Consider the following 15,777-nt stretch of genomic DNA (forward strand, 5'->3'; position numbering starts at 1 on the left):
CCGGTCCTCACGAGGTGTCCGCCCGCCGCATCTACTAATCTTGTAGTAGATGCTAATCGGGTGCGGCGGAGATGTCAACTATAGTTCTAGTAGATGGACAGAGTTGTATCTGCAGAAGGAGATCGGAAGCAGGGAAAGACTATGGGGGAGATGAGTTTGGCTCGTCCTCCGGCCTCGCGCCCTCTCCGGCCGGCTTAGGCCGTCCACCTCTCCCGTACCGGGAGAGGTAGCTGGATTGGGATCTGCGCCGAGGGGCTGCATCGTGCCCGCCCGGCCTCAATCCGCAGATCTGCGCGAACGGGAGAACTCATCGCAGGAGAGCTTCGGGGTGCGCCACGACAGCCTGGGCCCGCCGTGGCTCCCCGGCCGAGCAACACGGTTCATCCGCTGCCGCGATTTTGCATCCGCCGCCCGCGCCCGCTATCTTCCGCCCCTCTCGCGCGCGGCTTGAACCGCGCCCGCGTGCCCCACGTCCCGGCGCCGCCCCGCGTCCGGGACATGTATCTTTTTGCGAATCAAGGAGCTGCGACATGCGGATGCTGGTGCTCGGTGCGGGTCAGCAGGGGAGCGCGTGCGCGTACGACCTGCTGAGGCACACCGGCCACGACGTGGTGATCGCCGACCTCAAGGTGGACGCGCTTCCCGGGTTCCTGCAGCCGTACCTGGGCGGCCGGCTGACCGCCGTGCAGGTGGACGCCACCGACCGCGGCGCCGTGCGCGAGGTGATGGAGGGCGCCGCCGCGGTGATGAACGCCTTCCCCTACCACTTCAACCTGGGGATGCTGGTGGCCGCCATCGACTGCGGCGCCCACTACGCCGACCTGGGCGGGAACACCGAGATCGTGCTGCAGCAGAAGGGGCAGCACGACCGCGCGCGGGAGAAGGGCGTGAGCGCCGTCCCCGACAGCGGGCTGGCGCCGGGGATGGTGAACATCCTGGCGCAGCACGGGATCGGGCAGATGGACACCGTGCGCTCCGTGTCCATCAAGGTGGGCGGCCTGCCGCAGCACCCCGAGCCGCCGCTGAATTACCAGATCGTGTACAGCATGGAAGGCGTGGTGGACTACTACACCACCCTGTCGTGGGTGCTGCGCGACGGGCAGCCCACGCAGGTGAAGGCGCTGTCGGAGATCGAGGAGATCGACTTTCCCGGCGCGGGCACGCTCGAGGCGTTCCACACCGCGGGCGGGCTGTCGACCATGGCGCAGCGCTACGCCGGCGACGTGCCCACGATGGAGTACAAGACGCTGCGCTACCCCGGCCACGCCCGGATCATGGAGGCCATCCGCGACCTGGGGCTGCTGGACCTGGACGCGGTGGACGTGAAGGGTCAGCGCGTGGTGCCGCGCGACGTGTTCATCAAGGTGGCCGGCGGCAAGCTGACCAAGGACCCGCGCCAGAGCCCGGACCTGGTGGCGCTGCGCGTGGAGGTGGAGGGCGACAAGGACGGCCAGCCGCTGCTGCTGCGCTGGGACCTGCTGGACCGGTTCGACCCGGAGACCGGGATCACCGCGATGATGCGCACCACCGGCTACTCGCTGGCCATCACCGGCGCGCTCCAGGCCGCCGGCGACGTGGAGCCGGGCGTGTGGACGCCGGACGAGGGCGTCCCCGCCGAGCCGTACATCGAGGCGCTCCGCCAGCGCGGCGTCGACATCCGCGCCAGCCGCTTCCCCGGCGGCTTGGCGGCCGGGGCGAACAGCTGAACAGCAGTACGGAAGTACGAGAGTACGGAAGTACGAAACTGCATCGCCCCCGGCGCGGACACGCATCGGGGGTGATGTTTTATTCGATGTCGCGAAGATCGAAGCGCATGCTCACGGCAATGCGCTCAGGGTCGCGCCCATGCTGCAGCGCGTCGGCGATGCGCCGCTTCTGGGCCAGCTTGTTGGGGACGAACCCCTGGCGCTCGTACCACAGCACGAGATCCGGCTGCGCGTCGAGTGTCACGTAACGGCAGGCGACCTTCTCCCCAACGATCTGGCCCAATCCGAGAGCCCACCGTACGGCGTACCGTCCGAGACCGCTCCCCTGGAATGCGCGATCGACCCCGAGTTGGAGGAGTTTGAGCGCACTCACGTCACGAAAACGGATCACCGGATCACGCTCCCGGGGATCGAGCGCAACAACACTCATGCTGACGGTGACAAATCCCGCGAGAATGCCGCTCCGCCAGATGAGGTAGGTCGTCGAGAGGCTCGCCTGCTGGTCCGACCACGAATATCCGTGGAAAAATGCGTTCTGGTCGGACCGCCCGCAGTCGAAACGCGCCGGCGGCGGACCTTCCATCTTCTCGATGATGGAATTCTGCAGCATGTTCGGCTGAAGGTCGATGCAAAGGAAATGGCAGGCCTGAAAGACCTGCCACGTTACTCGCGAGCGGCGAACCGACCGATCAGCCTTTGTCGGCCGGTTTCTTCCGCTGCATGGCTTTCTCCATCATCGGCCGCATCTCGCGAACGGCGTCGAGAGTCGCCCGCCGCTCGGGTGTATCGGCCGCCGGGCGTTTCATCTCTTCGATGAGCTCTCGCGTGCCTTCGCGGGAAAGCCGGGTGATCCTCGTCGGCATCGCACCCCTCCTGTCTTCGGTTGCCTTGAAGCTAAAACACCAGTCCGTTCCCGTCAACTCTGTCCACAGGCGGCATCTTCGGAGCGGGTGGTGATTCGCCGCTTCCTGCACTCGCAACAGTTTACGCGCGCCACACCAACGTCTCACACGATCGCGCAAGGCGCATTCGGCGCGCATGAGGGGTTCCGCAACCCATCGTCACGGCGACACCCGCAGCACCGCCACGGGGCCCTCCACCCCCACGCGGTCCACGGCGGAGACGGCGGCCTGGTCGGTGCCGGGGGGGAGCGTCCACGTGGTCTGCGCGGCGGGGAGGACGTCCGTGGTCCAGCGGTCCTGGGCGCGGGCGCGAACGGCCCACCACATCGGCGCGGCGCCGCCGCCCGCGCGGATGGACACCGCCTGCACGCCGGACGCGTCGCGCGCGAGCGCCAGCGCGGGGCGCGCCGGGCGGCCGCGCGCCAGCCACGGCGACGCGGGCGGGAGCGCGCGGTCGCGGTAGGCTTCGCGCACCAGGCGCTCGCTCAGGCTGTCGCGGTTCAGCGCGAACGCCTTCATGCTGAAGTGTACGTTCCCCGTTCCCCCGCCCAGCCGCCCGCGCGTCACGTAGATCTGCCCGATCACCTCGCTGGCGGGCCAGGGCTGCGGATCTCCCTCGAACGTCCGGCTGGTGAAGTTGCCCGGCCACAGCTGCCGCCCGCGCACGTTCTCGCGCTCCCACCAGTCCAGCAGCACGGGGTAGCTCTGCCCCGTCGCCGCGATGCGCCAGTAGAGCTGCGGCGAGAAGTAGTCCGCCCATCCCTCGCGCAGCCACCTGCGCGCGTCGGCATAGATGACGGCGTACTGGTCGAAGCTGGTGACGATCTGTGGCGGATTTCCCGGGCGCCAGATGCCGAACGGGCTGATCCCCACCTGCACCCACGGCTTGGCGCGGTGCACCTCGCGGTACATCCGCTCCACGAAGCGGTCCACGTTGCTCCGCCGCCAGTCGTCGCGCGACAGGCGGCCGCCGGAGGCGCGGTAGCGCTGCCAGCTGGGCTCGTCGGGGAAGTCGATCGTCGCGCCGGCGGAATCCTTCTCCGGGTACGGGTAGAAGTAGTCGTCGATGTGCACGCCGTCCACGTCGTACCGCCGGACGACGTCCAGGATCACGGCGATGGAATGGTCCTGCACCAGCGGCTCGCCGGGATCCATCCACAGGTAGTGGCCGTACTGCTTCACCACCTCGGGGTGCGTGCGGCTGATGTGGCTGGCCGCGGGCGGCGTCTTCTCCGTGGGATGGCTGGCGCGGTACGGGTTGAACCACGCGTGCAGCTGCATCCCGCGCCGGTGCGCCTCGGCCACGGCGAAGGCGAGCGGATCCCATCCCCCCTCCGGCGCCCTGCCCTGCTCGCCCGTGAGGTACTCCGACCACGGCTCCAGTTGCGACGGGTAGAGCGCATCGCCCGCGGGGCGGATCTGGAAGACGATGGCGTTCAGGTGCAGCGCCGCCGCGCGGTCCAGGACGGCGGTGAGCTCCGCGCGCTGGCTGTCCACGGGGAGCCCGGGGCGCGAGGGATAGTCGATGTTCGCCACGGTGGCCACCCACACGGCGCGGAACTCGCGCCGCACCCCCGGCACCCCATCGGCGGCGGGGGATGGGGATGACACGGGCGGCGTGCACGCGGACAGCGCGGCCAGGCAGGCGACGGCGATCGGGATGCGCATCAGTGGTCGGGTCCGAGGAGAGACGAATCACCCAGTCCGGATGGCGAGCCTGCACGCACCGTGCGCGACCGACGGAAGTGCGGAAGTGGAAGAGTGCGAGAGTGCGAGAGTGCGAGAGTGCGCCGGATGACCAGCGTCTCAGCTCTCACGGGGAAAGATGGGCCGCGCGAGCCGCGGAAGGGTTCTCTGCTTCCTCGATTTTTCCATGCGAGCCCGGCCGTTGTCCATTGCGGGAAGATCGAGATTGGACAAAGATGGATCGGGAATCGCAACCTTTCGCGCGTTGCACGTGTCTTACGGATAGGGTAACGCGGGAGGCCGGGTGTTCAACCAGGCAGGAAGAGCAGTGAGCAGGATGAAGAAGCGGAGCCTCGCGATCGCCGCCGCGGCGGGGGTGCTGGGCCTGGCGGCGGCGGCGCCCGGCGGCGAGCCGCGGCAGCTGACCGGCCACTACACGGTGCGGTGGGAGGAGCAGTCCTTCACCGCCTGCGGCGGCCGCGAGCGGTGGTGGGTGTCCGACGCCGGCCCGCTGATGGCGCGCTACCGCGAGCTGGTGAAGGACGGCGAGTACGGCACCGTGTTCGTCACCGTCCGCGCCGAGGTCACCGACCGCGGGATGTTCGGGCACATGGGGATGTATCCTCGCGCCGTGGCCATCCGCGAGGTGGTTCAGGCGCGCGAGCCCGGGCAGGACGACTGCCGCGGGCGCGGCGTGGAGGTGGAGTAGGGTTCCGTCGTCGGGCCGGGCGCTGGAGGGTCGTCCTCCGGCGGCGGGCCCTCCTCCCCCGGCCCGCCGCGCGGGCTTCATCCACCGCTCATCCCGATCGGCCGCCGAAACCGTCACGGGCGGCCGCGCTCGTGCGTTCACTCAGCGGTCCCGCCCACTCCGGAAGACGACGGCCATGCGAACGCCTCGCATCACCCTGGCACTTGCCGCCCTGCTCGCCCTGGCGGCGTGCGGGAACGACGCCACCGCGCCCACCGACGCGGAGCTGCTGGGCACCTGGAGCATCCAGCCCACCGACGGCTCGCTTCCCGGCGGCCTGCGCCAGATGACGGTGCAGTTCGGCCCCGGCGGCGCGTTCAGCATGGAGTCGGCGACGTTCACGAAGTCGGCCATCGCGCCGGGGCTGCTGGCGTACGGCAAGTCGGTGGGAAGCGTGGAGGCGGGCGGCGGGGAGCTGCGCTTTCACCCCAGCGGGAGCATGACCGTGGACCGCCGCGCCGCCGGCGCCCGCTCGCCGTTCGACGCGCAGGAGTGGGCGCTGCAGCACCCGGTGGGCTATCAGGTGGTGGGGAACCGGCTGATCCTGCGCCTCCCGCCGCTCTCGCCCGAACCGGTGATGGTGTTCACCCGCCACGCGCCGTAACCGCATCGGGTGAGGGATGACGAAGCGCCCCCCGGCGGCCTCGCGGCTCGCCGGGGGGCGCTCTATCTTTGCGCGTCCCAACGTCGTTCGTCCCTCGTCCCGATCCCAACGACCATGCCGGAAATATCGGAGCAGGACCGGCTGCGCCGCCGCAGGAACGTGGTGCTGCTGCTGGTGTTCGCCGCCATCGCCGTCCTCGTCGGCCTGTACCCCACCGTCTGCACGTACGTGGACCAGCCGCAGGGGTTCTGGCCGTCGTACGCGCAGGCGCCGAAGTCCGGCGCCGACGCGCTGCCGCCGCTGGTGCCGCCCGGCGCCACCGAGATCCACACCCGCCGCGACGACCGCCAGGGGCTGCACTGGGTGCGCTTCACCTACGAGCCGGCCGACCACGACCGGATGACGTCGGGGCTGAAGCGCCTGTCGCTGAACGAGGCGCGCGCGGTGCAGGTGGTGGGCCCCGGCTTCACGCCGTGGTGGACGCTGAACCCGCGGACCATGCTGGGGAAGGCGGGAAACCGGCTGGAAGCGTACGAGGTGGCCGGGCCGCCGCACGGCTGGCTGTTCCTGGACCCGCTCAGCCGCACCGGCTTCTACTGGAGCCAGAAGGCGGGGGGATGAAGAGCGCCGCGCTCGCCGCCGCGCTGCTCGCGTCCGCCGCGCCGGTCGCCGCACAGCAGGTGGACACGTCCGCCGTCGCAGTCCGCGGGCCGACGGTGGTCGCCTGCTACCGGGTGGCGCAGGGGCAGGTCGATGCGGACGACGACCTGGCGACGGTGCTCGACGACTTCTCGTGGCACTGGTCGCACGCCTCCGAGTCGCTGCGCGGGCACGGCGTCGCCGCCGAAGACCGGTTCGGCGAGTGGGTGAAGCTGCGCACTGACAGCCGGCTGCGGCTGGTGCGCTGTCCCCGTCCCGTCGGGTACGTCTTCGCCGCGCCGGGGCGCCTGCCGAAGGTGGTGACGGGGGTGGAGACGGACAGCGACCTGCTGGAGCGGGCGGCCGCGTACTTCCGCCGGCCGGAGCTGGCTTCGGGGAAGGGGAGCGATGGCCGTCACCGCTGAGTACCGCGACTTCGTGCTGGAGCAGCTGGCGCGCGTGGCGCCGGCGGTCACGCACCGCCGGATGTTCGGCGGCGTCGGGATCTACTCCGACGGGCTGTTCTTCGCGGTGCTGGACGACGACACCATCTTCCTGAAGGTGGACGACAGCAACCGCGGCGATTTCGAGGCCGCCGGGATGGGGCCGTTCGCGCCGTTCGAGGACGGCAGGATGATCATCCGGTACTACGAGCTTCCCGCCGACCTGCTGGAGGATGCGGACGCGCTCCGCCCGTGGGTGCTCAAGGCGATCGACGTGGCCCGCGCGGCCCGGCGCAGGAAGAAGCGCTGACGAACCGCGGATCACACGGAGGAAGCGGAGGAAACGGAGGGAGCCCGGTGCACGCCGAGCTCCCTCCGTTTCCTGCGTGTGATGCTTCTTTCAGCCGTGCCTCAGCACTCCATCCCCGTGGGACAGGCGTAGGTGCAGAAGTAGGTGCACTTCACCTGCTGCGTCTGGGGGGCGTCGTGGCCCTGCACCGTCCCCTTCTCCCGCGGCGCCACGTCGGACACGCTGTCGAACGACTCCAGGGCGAGGTTCTCGAGATCGAGCTTGAGCTTGGCCATGCTTCTTCTCCAGACTGGGGGATCGGGCCGGGCGCGGGATCGCACACGGCTGCCGTCCGAATATGCATCGGCGGGGCGGCGGATGTCACGGCGGCGGGCGATGCGGGCCAATGCGGAGACGGAGCGGAGCGCGGCGGCGGGTGTACGAAGCGTGGGTGGAAGATACGTAACCCCTCGCCATCCAATCGGATGCACCCCGGACGCGTGAGGGATGCGCGCCCGGAGGGCCGGGAACCCGGCGGGGCGGCGGCGATGATGCCGCGGGATGGAGATGAAGCTGCGGAAGCGACGAATCCGCCGGGGGCCCGGCGCGGTTGGGCACAGTAGTATCGTGCCCTACCGCGCGCGCAGCCCGGTTTGGCGCCCAGGCGCCAAACACGCCCGAAACCTGCAGTTCACCAGCTCGCGCGAGCGAGATCTCTCGATAGTCCAGGAGGAGCGGATGGCCGACAGGGTCCAGGAGAAGGTGCGGAAGAGCGAGGCCGAGTGGAAGGCGCAGCTCACCCCCGAGCAGTACGACGTGACGCGGAAGAAGGGGACGGAGCGCGCGTTCACCGGCGAGTACTGGGACGAGCACGGGCAGGGCACCTATCGCTGCGTGTGCTGCGGGAACGAGCTGTTCCGCTCGGACGACAAGTTCGAGAGCGGCACGGGATGGCCCAGCTTCACCCGCCCCGCCGCGGACGGCGCGGTGGACGAGCACGACGACCGCTCGTGGTTCGTGCGACGCACCGAGGTGGTGTGCAGCCGCTGCGACGCGCACCTGGGGCACGTGTTCCGCGACGGCCCGGCGCCGACGGGCCTGCGCTACTGCATGAACTCGGCGGCGCTGAAGCTGGACCCGGAGTCCTGAAGCGCCGCGCGTCGCGGAGGCGAAATCCACGCCTTCCGCGGCGGATGGCGACGCGTGACAGTTTTCTTCGTTAACTACTTGCGGCGGGGCGGCGGGGGGGCTTAAGGTAGGCGGGAGTGTAATCTTTTACCGATCTGACGCCGGCGACGAACGATGCCGCAACGCGACGGTGCGCCCACGGATACGCTGCGGCAGGCGGCCCGCCTGTACGTGGACGCCACCTCGCTGCGCCACGCCGCGCGCGACATCGGGATGAGCCCCACGGGGCTGCGCGGGTTCATCGACGGCGCCGACCCGTACATCAAGACCACGCGGAAGCTGACCGAGTGGTACATCCGCGAGATCCAGAACCGCAACGCCGAGCTGAGCCACGACTCCGCCACCGCCGCGCTCTCGCTGCTGGTGAAGCACTTCGCCCCGGGCGAGCGCGAGAAGACGGCCGGCGAGGTGCTGGCCGTGATCGACCGCCGCTGCCGCGAGAGCAACACCCCGCGCCCGGTGTGGCTGGCGGACCTCCGCGAGCCGCCGCGGCGGTGAGGCCGATCAGGCCGCCCTCGCGAGATCCAGCCCCGCATCCCGCCGCTTCACCCGTCCTCCAGCCAAACCCGAGGGTGCATCGATCCCCGAGCATTCGCCAGGATGCCCGGGAGTGAGTCCGCGAAGGCGGACTTTGTGCTTTTGTTGCCGCGAATTCATTCGCCGGGGAGCCCCGCCGGGCCGGATCACCCCCTCCGCACTGGCGCCGTCCCCGCCCGGATTGTATACGATCAGCCATCCACACCATCCAACGACACGAACGAACCGAAGGAGACGGGATGCGCCTCCGGCCCACCGCCGCCGTGCTGCTCGGCATCGCCCTGGTCCCCAATCCCACCCTGCGCGCGCAGGAGAATGCCGCGCCGGCGGGCGGGTTCGCGCCGGCGCTGTTCGGCGACCTGCGCTACCGCCAGATCGGGCCCAGCCGCGGCGGGCGCGTGACCACCGTCACCGGCGTGCCCAGCCAGCCGTACACCTTCTACATGGGCTCCACCGGCGGCGGGGTGTGGAAGACGACCGACGCCGGGCAGACGTGGGTGAACGTCTCCGACCCCTTCTTCGGCGAGGCGTCGATGGGCTCGGTGGACGTCGCCCTCTCCGACCCGAACGTCGTCTGGGCGGGGACCGGATCGGATGGGATCCGCAGCAACGTCTCCACCGGGCGCGGCGTCTACCGCTCCACCGACGCGGGGCGCACGTGGACGCACGCGGGGCTGGCAGCGACGGGGCAGATCGGCGCGGTGCGCATCCATCCCTCCGATCCGCAGACCGTGTTCGTGGCGGCGCTGGGGAACGCGTTCGCGCCGAACCGCGACCGCGGCGTGTACCGGACGAGGGACGGCGGGCGGACGTGGGAGAAGGTGCTCTTCGTCTCCGACAGCACCGGCGCGGTCGATCTCGAGCTCCAGCCGAGGAACCCGGACGTCGTGTACGCCTCGATGTGGCGCGGGGAGCGGAAGCCGTGGACGATCATCTCCGGCGCGCGCGAGGGCGGCATCTACCGCAGCACCGACGGGGGGACCACGTGGCGGAAGCTGGGCGGCGGCCTTCCCACCGGGCTGTTCGGCAAGAGCAACGTGGCCGTCTCCGCCGCCGACCCGCGCCGCGTGTACGCGCTGGTCGAGGCCAGCCCCGGCGGCGGCCTCTACCGCTCCGACGACGCGGGCGAGACGTGGCGCCAGGTGAGCGACAAGCGCGAGCTCGTCTCCCGCCCCTTCTACTACACCAACATCACCGCCGACCCGACGAACGCGGACGTGGTCTACGTCGGCAGCGAGGGCTTCTACAAGTCCGTGGACGGCGGGCGGACGTGGACCACGCAGCGCACGCCGCACGGCGACAACCACGACCTGTGGATCAACCCCCGCACGCCCGAGATCCTGATCCAGAGCAACGACGGCGGCGCCAACGTGTCGCTGAACGGCGGCCGCACCTGGTCCACGCAGCTGAACCAGCCGACCGCCGAGATCTACCAGGTCTACGTGGACGACCAGTTCCCCTACCGCGTGTACGGCGCGCAGCAGGACAACGCCACCGTCATCGTGAACTCGCTCCCCGCGCAGCAGAACGGGGTGGACGACCCGGCGCAGACGTGGCGGCAGGGGCCGGGGTGCGAGACGGGGCCCATCATCCCCCACCCCACCCGGCCGGACACCGTCTACGGCTCGTGCAAGGGACAGTTCTCGCGGATGTCGCTGCGCAGCGGGCAGGAGCAGCAGTACTGGGTCGGCGCGCAGTCGCTCTACGGGATGCCGCCGCGCGAGCTCATCTACCGCTTCCAGCGCGTGTCGCCGATGGAGGTGAGCCCGCACGACCCGCGCGTGGTCTACTACGGCTCGCAGTACCTGCATCGCACGACGGACGGCGGGGTGACCTGGGAGCGCATCTCCCCCGACCTGACCGCGAACGACCCGCGCTACCAGTCGAAGGTGTCGGGCGAGCCCATCACCATCGACGTGACGGGGGAGGAGACGTACAGCACGCTGTACGCGATCCGCGAGAGCTCGCTGGAGCCGGGGGTGATCTGGACGGGCGCCAACGACGGCCCCGTGCACGTAACGCGCGACGGCGGGCGCACGTGGGCCGACGTGACGCCGCGCGGGCTGCCGCCGGGGGGGCGCGTGCAGACGGTGGAGGCCAGCCCGCACCGGCGCGGCGGCGCGTACGTGGCCGTGCTGCGCTACCAGCTGGGCGATTTCGCGCCCTACGTCTACCGCACCAGCGACTACGGGCGCACGTGGACGCGGATCACCGACGGCGCCAACGGCATTCCCGCGGGCGAGCCGGTGCGGGTGGTGCGCGAGGACCCGTCGCGTGCCGGGCTGCTGTACGCCGGGACCGAGTTCGGGATGTACGTGAGCTTCGACGACGGCGCGCACTGGCAGCCGTTCCAGCTGAACCTGCCGCACACGCCGGTCACCGACATCAAGGTGCACCGGCAGGACCTGGTGCTCAGCACGCAGGGGCGCGGCTTCTGGATCGTGGACGACCTGACGCCGCTGCACCAGCTGGCCGATTCCGTCGCCCGCTCGCGCGCCTGGCTCTTCCGGCCGCGCGAGGCGGTGCGGGCGCGCTGGTCGGGCGGCTTCGGCGGCCCGGAGTCCGGCGTCGCGCGCCCCGACGCGCCGCAGTATCCGCCGTCCGGGGCGATGATCGACTACTGGCTGGCCGAGCGTCCGTCGGGCGACGTGCGGCTGGACGTGCTCGACGCCTCCGGGCGCGTGCTGCGCAGCTTCAGCAGCGACACGTCGCGCGCGAGCCTGCCGCCCGAGCGCGCGGGAACGATGGTGCTGGCGAAGACGCCGGGGATGCACCGCTTCGTGTGGGACCTGGCCCTCCCCGGCCCGTGGGACACGGGGCGCGGGAACGGCCGCAACGGCCCCGTCGTCGTGCCGGGGAGCTACGCCGTGCGGATGACGGTGGGGGATTGGACCGCGACGCAGCCGCTGGTCCTGCCCATCGACCCGCGGATCGCGCGCGACGGCGTGACGCAGGGGGATCTGGAAGCGCAGCTCGCGCACAACCTGCGCGTCCGCGACATGGTGACGGAGGTGAACCGCCTGGTCGCCCGCGTCGCCGAGGCCAGGCGCACGGCGACGGGGAATTCGCTCACGCGGCTGAACGCGCTCGAGGCCGTGCTGGTCACGCCGCCGGTCCGCTACAGCCGCCCCGGCCTGCAGGCGCAGATCCAGTATCTCTACGGCCTCACCACGAACGCCGACCAGCGCATCGGCCGCGACGCGACGGAGCGGTACGAGACGCTGCGCCGCGAGCTGAACCTCGCGCAGATCCAGGCGCGCGAGATCCTGGGCCCCGAGCCCGCCGGCTGGAATCCGTCCCCGCAGACGCAGCAGCAGGGCCAGCCCGCGCCGGCGGATGACGATGATGAAGATGAGGATTCCGACGAGTCCATCTGACGTCGCCGTGACCATCCGCCGCGCGTCCACGAAAGATGCGGACGCGCTGGCGGCGCTGCGCTGGGAGTTCCGCGCCGCCATCACCGCGCCGAACGAGGACCGCGACGCGTTCGTCCCCCGCTGCGCGGAGTGGATGCGCGCAAGATTGGGAGATGGAGATTCGTGGCGCGCGTGGGTCGCGGAGGTCGACGGCGAGATCGTCGGGACGGTGTGGCTGCAGATGCTGGAGAAGATGCCGAACCCGGTCGATGAGCCGGAGGTGCACGGCTACATCACCAACCTGTACGTCCGCGAATCCGCCCGAGGCGGCGTCGGCGTGCGTCTCCTGGCGGCGGCGCTGGACGAGTGCGCCGCCGCGGGCGTGCACCAGGCCTTCCTCTGGCCGACGCAGCGCAGCCGCACCCTGTACCACCGCGCGGGATTCGAGGGCGATGGAGATGTGATGGTATGGGCGCGGGGTACGCCCGGCGAATGAATTCGCGGCAACAAAAGCACAAAGTCCGCCTTCGCGGACTCGCCCCTCACCATCCTGCCGCTCCGGCGGCTCCTTCGCTCGTCCGAGGCCGCGAGAACCCGCGGCTCCCGCCGGTGTGGTGAGGGAGCAGTCCGCGAAGGCGGACTTCGGGCCGTTGTTGCCGCGAATTCATTCGCCGGGTGGGCGGCCTCGGCGTAAAACCCTTCTTTCAGGCCTCCACCGGATGCGGCATTGCCCTGGGCCGCGTCATCGCCTCGGGCGTCAGGATCTCCGCCAGCCGCTCTTCCGAGAGCCAGCCCTTTTCGCGGACCAGCTCGAAGACACCGCGATTGGTGGCGAGTGCCTCCTTGGCCAGCGCGGCGCTGCGCTCGTAGCCGATGTAGGGCACCAGCGCGGTGACCAGGCCGATGGAATCGCACACCATGCGGTACAGCCGCTCGCGGTTGGCGGTGATGCCCACCACGCACCGCTCGCGCAGGACGACGGAGCCACGCACCAGCATGTCCACCGACTGGAAGAGGTTGAAGCCGATCACCGGCTCGAACACGTTCAGCTGCAGCTGCCCCGCCTCGGCGGCCATGGTGATGGTCAGGTCGTTCCCCACCACCTGGAAGCACACCATATTCACCACCTCGGGGATCACGGGGTTCACCTTCCCCGGCATGATCGACGAGCCCGGCTGCATGGGCGGCAGGTTGATCTCCCCCAGCCCCGTGCGCGGCCCGGACGACAGCAGGCGCAGGTCGTTGCAGATCTTGCTCAGCTTCACCGCCACGCGCTTCAGCACGCCGGAAAGCTGCACGAACGCGCCGGTGTCGCTGGTGGCCTCGATCAGGTCGGGCGCGGTGGAAAGCTGCAGCCCCGTCACCTCGCACAGCTTCTCGCAGACGGTGGCGGCGTAGCGCGGTTCGGTGTTGATCCCCGTGCCGATGGCCGTGGCGCCCATGTTGATCTCGCGGATCAGCGCCGCCGCCTCGCGCAGCCGGTCGATGTCCTCGCCGATCGTGACCGCGAAGGCGTTGAACTCCTGCCCCAGCGTCATCGGCACCGCGTCCTGCAGCTGCGTGCGCCCCATCTTCAGCACGTCGGCGAACTCGGCGCCCTTGGCCCGGAACGCGTCGCGCAGCTCGCCCAGCGCGGCGGTCAGGTCCTCGATCGCCCAGTTCGCCGCGATCTTCATGGCCGTGGGATAGACGTCGTTGGTCGACTGGCTGAGGTTCACGTGGTCGTTGGGGTGCACCCAGCGGTAGTCGCCCTTCTCGTGCCCCAGCAGCTCCAGCGCGCGGTTCGCGATCACCTCGTTCGCGTTCATGTTGGTCGACGTCCCCGCCCCGCCCTGGATCACGTCCACCACGAAGTGCTCGTGCAGCTTCCCCTCGCGCAGCTCGCGGCAGGCGCGGACGATCGCGTCGGCCACCTCGTCCGGCAGCAGCCCCAGCTCGCGGTTGGCCAGCGCCGCCGCCTCCTTCACCGCCGCCAGCGCGTTCACCAGGTGCGGGTACTGGGAGATGGGGATGCCGGTGATGGGGAAGTTCTCGATCGCGCGCAAAGTCTGCACGCCGTAATAGAGATCGACCGATAGCGCGCGTTCCCCGAGGAGATCGTGCTCGGTGCGCAGCTCGCCGGAGAGGTAGCCCAGCCCGCGCCCGGTGAGCCGCGCGTTGGCGTAGCGCAGCCGCGACGAGATGAGCTGCGCCGCCGCCATCGCCAGCTTGCCGAAGAGCCGCGGGTTCTCCTCGGCGATCCCGCGCAGCCGGTCGCGCGGCAGCTCCAGCACCTCGGCGTCGTCCTGCACCACCCCGCTGGTGGAGTGGGGATAGTCGTCCAGCAGGCTTCCCTCGCCGTAGCTTTCCCCCTCCGCCAGCACGTGCAGCACCTGCGGCAGCCCCTGCAGCCCCTTCACGATGTCGATGCGCCCCTTCAGCACCACGCCGAACGAGCGCCGCGGCTGGCTCTCGCGAAAGACGTGGCTCCCGCGCGCATACGTCCGCCGCTCGGCGATCGACGCCAGGAAGCGCAGTTCGTCGTCGTCCAGCGCCGCCAGGATCGGCAGCGCGCGCAGCATGTCGAACACCGTGGTCGCTTCGGCCGTCATCGCCCGTCCCCATCCTCAGGAAAGTCACACGGACCGCGGAGCCAACGGACGGTTCCGAAGTCCTCCGCTGACTCCGCCGGCTCCGTGTGGCCCATCACGATCCCCCATCCGCCGCCGGGGGATCGAAAGCGCGCAACGTAGCGGGCGGGGGGAGATGCGACAAGCGCGTGTCTGGAACGGAGATTGCCGCCCCGGACCGCCCCTGCTGGCTGAAAAGCTGGACCCGAACGAAGGAGGAGCGGATGGGACTCTTCGACCGGCACGACTACGGACGTGACTACGGCCGCGAGCACGGCAACGGGCGTGGATTGGGCGACCGGATGCGCGGCGCCTGGCAGCGCTTCGAGAGCCGCATGGGCGGCGGGATGCACGGCCGCGGCTACGACCGCGGGATGATGCAGGGCGGCGGCTGGAACCACGGCGGCGAGGGCCGCGGCTACGACGCGTCCGACTTCGCCTATCGCGGGCTGGACGGTGCGTGGAGCACCGCCCGCAACCGCGGCGCACACGACGCGCAGTGGGACTGGCGCGCGGCCGGCGGCGCGCGCTACGACCAGGACATCGCCCGCCACGGTGGCTACGACCGCGGCTTCCGCGCCCAGCCGGGAATGCAGCGCGGCGGCTACGACCGCGACGTGCACGGCGGCCGCGACCGCATGCGCACCGACGCCGGCGACCCCTTCGGTGACCGCCAGAGCCGCACACCCTTCAGGGTGATGCGCGGCGGCTTCGAGGCCGGGCAGACGGACCGCGGCGGATGGCACGACGGCCACCAGGCCAGCCAGCCGAACCGCGGCGACCCGTACGGCGTCCGCGACCGCGGCTGGAACCGCGGCATCGGCGACGAGCCCACCTACCGCCCCGAGGACTTCCGCGGCTGGGACCACGGCCGCGGCCGCCGCGGCTAGGCGCGCAGCCGCCGGCTAGAGATCGGAGCAGGGCGTCCATCGCGGGCGCCCTGCTTTCTCTTGTCCAGAAATTCCAGAAATTCCAATAATTCCAGCTTTAGCACACTCTGGACAATCTCGAAATGGTTCGCTAAGTTCGTCCCTCCGCTGATCCATCCTTGCTCATTATCTCAGAACTCG

Annotated in this window: 16 protein-coding genes; 11 read left to right on the forward strand and 5 right to left on the reverse strand. The window is 70.4% G+C overall.

Annotated features, from left to right (window positions below):
* Positions 1-530 precede the first annotated feature (530 nt).
* Entirely contained in the window at positions 531-1,706 is a 1,176-nt protein-coding gene (locus tag VLK66_RS17915; protein ID WP_325310827.1) for a saccharopine dehydrogenase family protein, read from the forward strand.
* Between the two features lie 79 nt (positions 1,707-1,785).
* On the opposite strand, the gene VLK66_RS17920 is transcribed toward VLK66_RS17915, so the two are convergent.
* From VLK66_RS17920 to VLK66_RS17930, 3 genes are all read right to left on the reverse strand, one after another.
* Positions 1,786-2,316 carry a GNAT family N-acetyltransferase gene (locus VLK66_RS17920; protein WP_325310828.1) on the reverse strand — a complete coding sequence of 177 codons (531 nt, stop codon included), beginning with the start codon at positions 2,314-2,316 and terminating at the stop codon, positions 1,786-1,788.
* A gap of 79 nt (positions 2,317-2,395) precedes the next feature.
* Positions 2,396-2,569, reverse strand: coding sequence for a hypothetical protein (locus VLK66_RS17925; RefSeq protein WP_325310829.1), 174 nt, complete (start codon positions 2,567-2,569; stop codon positions 2,396-2,398).
* A gap of 198 nt (positions 2,570-2,767) precedes the next feature.
* Positions 2,768-4,276, reverse strand: coding sequence for a glycoside hydrolase family 10 protein (locus tag VLK66_RS17930; protein WP_325310830.1), 1,509 nt, complete (start codon positions 4,274-4,276; stop codon positions 2,768-2,770).
* Positions 4,277-4,631: 355 nt separating this feature from the next.
* Here VLK66_RS17930 and VLK66_RS17935 point away from each other — a divergent pair, with 355 nt between their 5' ends.
* From VLK66_RS17935 to VLK66_RS17955, 5 genes are all read left to right on the forward strand, one after another.
* The gene (locus VLK66_RS17935) at positions 4,632-5,003 is read left to right on the forward strand and encodes a hypothetical protein (RefSeq protein WP_325310831.1); all 372 of its coding nucleotides are present in this window, start codon (positions 4,632-4,634) and stop codon (positions 5,001-5,003) included.
* 175 nt (positions 5,004-5,178) lie between these two features.
* Positions 5,179-5,646 carry a hypothetical protein gene (locus VLK66_RS17940; protein ID WP_325310832.1) on the forward strand — a complete coding sequence of 156 codons (468 nt, stop codon included), beginning with the start codon at positions 5,179-5,181 and terminating at the stop codon, positions 5,644-5,646.
* Positions 5,647-5,760: 114 nt separating this feature from the next.
* Positions 5,761-6,267: a hypothetical protein gene (locus VLK66_RS17945; protein WP_325310833.1), complete on the forward strand. Its 507-nt coding sequence runs from the start codon at positions 5,761-5,763 to the stop codon at positions 6,265-6,267.
* Positions 6,264-6,710, forward strand: a complete 447-nt coding sequence (locus tag VLK66_RS17950; RefSeq protein WP_325310834.1) for a hypothetical protein — start codon at positions 6,264-6,266, stop codon at positions 6,708-6,710. The genes VLK66_RS17945 and VLK66_RS17950 overlap by 4 nt, the downstream gene beginning before the upstream one ends.
* Positions 6,694-7,038 (forward strand): TfoX/Sxy family protein, encoded by a 345-nt coding sequence (locus VLK66_RS17955; RefSeq protein ID WP_325310835.1) that lies wholly within the window; start codon positions 6,694-6,696, stop codon positions 7,036-7,038. The genes VLK66_RS17950 and VLK66_RS17955 overlap by 17 nt, the downstream gene beginning before the upstream one ends.
* A 101-nt stretch (positions 7,039-7,139) precedes the next feature.
* Here the strand turns inward: VLK66_RS17955 and VLK66_RS17960 are convergent, their stop codons facing one another.
* Complete coding sequence (locus VLK66_RS17960) at positions 7,140-7,313, reverse strand: hypothetical protein (protein WP_325310836.1); 174 nt, start codon at positions 7,311-7,313, stop codon at positions 7,140-7,142.
* Positions 7,314-7,755: 442 nt separating this feature from the next.
* Here VLK66_RS17960 and msrB point away from each other — a divergent pair, with 442 nt between their 5' ends.
* The 4 genes from msrB to VLK66_RS17980 all read left to right on the forward strand — a co-directional run bounded on the left by msrB (position 7,756) and on the right by VLK66_RS17980 (position 12,594).
* On the forward strand, positions 7,756-8,166 hold the full coding sequence (msrB, locus tag VLK66_RS17965; protein ID WP_325310837.1) for a peptide-methionine (R)-S-oxide reductase MsrB: 411 nt from the start codon (positions 7,756-7,758) through the stop codon (positions 8,164-8,166).
* Between the two features lie 153 nt (positions 8,167-8,319).
* Positions 8,320-8,703, forward strand: a complete 384-nt coding sequence (locus VLK66_RS17970) for a hypothetical protein (protein WP_325310838.1) — start codon at positions 8,320-8,322, stop codon at positions 8,701-8,703.
* A gap of 278 nt (positions 8,704-8,981) precedes the next feature.
* Positions 8,982-12,119 (forward strand): WD40/YVTN/BNR-like repeat-containing protein, encoded by a 3,138-nt coding sequence (locus tag VLK66_RS17975; protein ID WP_325310839.1) that lies wholly within the window; start codon positions 8,982-8,984, stop codon positions 12,117-12,119.
* Positions 12,094-12,594 (forward strand): GNAT family N-acetyltransferase, encoded by a 501-nt coding sequence (locus VLK66_RS17980; RefSeq protein WP_325310840.1) that lies wholly within the window; start codon positions 12,094-12,096, stop codon positions 12,592-12,594. The genes VLK66_RS17975 and VLK66_RS17980 overlap by 26 nt, the downstream gene beginning before the upstream one ends.
* Before the next feature lie 208 nt (positions 12,595-12,802).
* Here the strand turns inward: VLK66_RS17980 and aspA are convergent, their stop codons facing one another.
* The gene (aspA, locus tag VLK66_RS17985) at positions 12,803-14,689 is read right to left on the reverse strand and encodes an aspartate ammonia-lyase (protein WP_325310841.1); all 1,887 of its coding nucleotides are present in this window, start codon (positions 14,687-14,689) and stop codon (positions 12,803-12,805) included.
* A gap of 242 nt (positions 14,690-14,931) precedes the next feature.
* On the opposite strand from aspA, the gene VLK66_RS17990 reads away from it, so the two are divergent.
* Positions 14,932-15,597 (forward strand): hypothetical protein, encoded by a 666-nt coding sequence (locus tag VLK66_RS17990; protein ID WP_325310842.1) that lies wholly within the window; start codon positions 14,932-14,934, stop codon positions 15,595-15,597.
* Positions 15,598-15,777: the final 180 nt, after the last annotated feature.

This window comes from Longimicrobium sp. (assembly GCF_035474595.1).
In the GTDB taxonomy this organism is placed as follows: Bacteria; Gemmatimonadota; Gemmatimonadetes; order Longimicrobiales; family Longimicrobiaceae; genus Longimicrobium.

Excerpts from the sequence above, each read along its gene's own strand:
- VLK66_RS17915 (WP_325310827.1), top strand. The coding sequence starts at position 531 with ATGCGGATGCTGGTGCTCGGTGCGGGTCAGCAGGGGAGCGCGTGCGCG.
- VLK66_RS17920 (WP_325310828.1), bottom strand. The coding sequence starts at position 2,316 with ATGCTGCAGAATTCCATCATCGAGAAGATGGAAGGTCCGCCGCCGGCG.
- VLK66_RS17925 (WP_325310829.1), bottom strand. The coding sequence starts at position 2,569 with ATGCCGACGAGGATCACCCGGCTTTCCCGCGAAGGCACGCGAGAGCTC.
- VLK66_RS17930 (WP_325310830.1), bottom strand. The coding sequence starts at position 4,276 with ATGCGCATCCCGATCGCCGTCGCCTGCCTGGCCGCGCTGTCCGCGTGC.
- VLK66_RS17935 (WP_325310831.1), top strand. The coding sequence starts at position 4,632 with ATGAAGAAGCGGAGCCTCGCGATCGCCGCCGCGGCGGGGGTGCTGGGC.
- VLK66_RS17940 (WP_325310832.1), top strand. The coding sequence starts at position 5,179 with ATGCGAACGCCTCGCATCACCCTGGCACTTGCCGCCCTGCTCGCCCTG.
- VLK66_RS17945 (WP_325310833.1), top strand. The coding sequence starts at position 5,761 with ATGCCGGAAATATCGGAGCAGGACCGGCTGCGCCGCCGCAGGAACGTG.
- VLK66_RS17950 (WP_325310834.1), top strand. The coding sequence starts at position 6,264 with ATGAAGAGCGCCGCGCTCGCCGCCGCGCTGCTCGCGTCCGCCGCGCCG.
- VLK66_RS17955 (WP_325310835.1), top strand. The coding sequence starts at position 6,694 with ATGGCCGTCACCGCTGAGTACCGCGACTTCGTGCTGGAGCAGCTGGCG.
- VLK66_RS17960 (WP_325310836.1), bottom strand. The coding sequence starts at position 7,313 with ATGGCCAAGCTCAAGCTCGATCTCGAGAACCTCGCCCTGGAGTCGTTC.
- msrB (WP_325310837.1), top strand. The coding sequence starts at position 7,756 with ATGGCCGACAGGGTCCAGGAGAAGGTGCGGAAGAGCGAGGCCGAGTGG.
- VLK66_RS17970 (WP_325310838.1), top strand. The coding sequence starts at position 8,320 with ATGCCGCAACGCGACGGTGCGCCCACGGATACGCTGCGGCAGGCGGCC.
- VLK66_RS17975 (WP_325310839.1), top strand. The coding sequence starts at position 8,982 with ATGCGCCTCCGGCCCACCGCCGCCGTGCTGCTCGGCATCGCCCTGGTC.
- VLK66_RS17980 (WP_325310840.1), top strand. The coding sequence starts at position 12,094 with ATGAGGATTCCGACGAGTCCATCTGACGTCGCCGTGACCATCCGCCGC.
- aspA (WP_325310841.1), bottom strand. The coding sequence starts at position 14,689 with ATGACGGCCGAAGCGACCACGGTGTTCGACATGCTGCGCGCGCTGCCG.
- VLK66_RS17990 (WP_325310842.1), top strand. The coding sequence starts at position 14,932 with ATGGGACTCTTCGACCGGCACGACTACGGACGTGACTACGGCCGCGAG.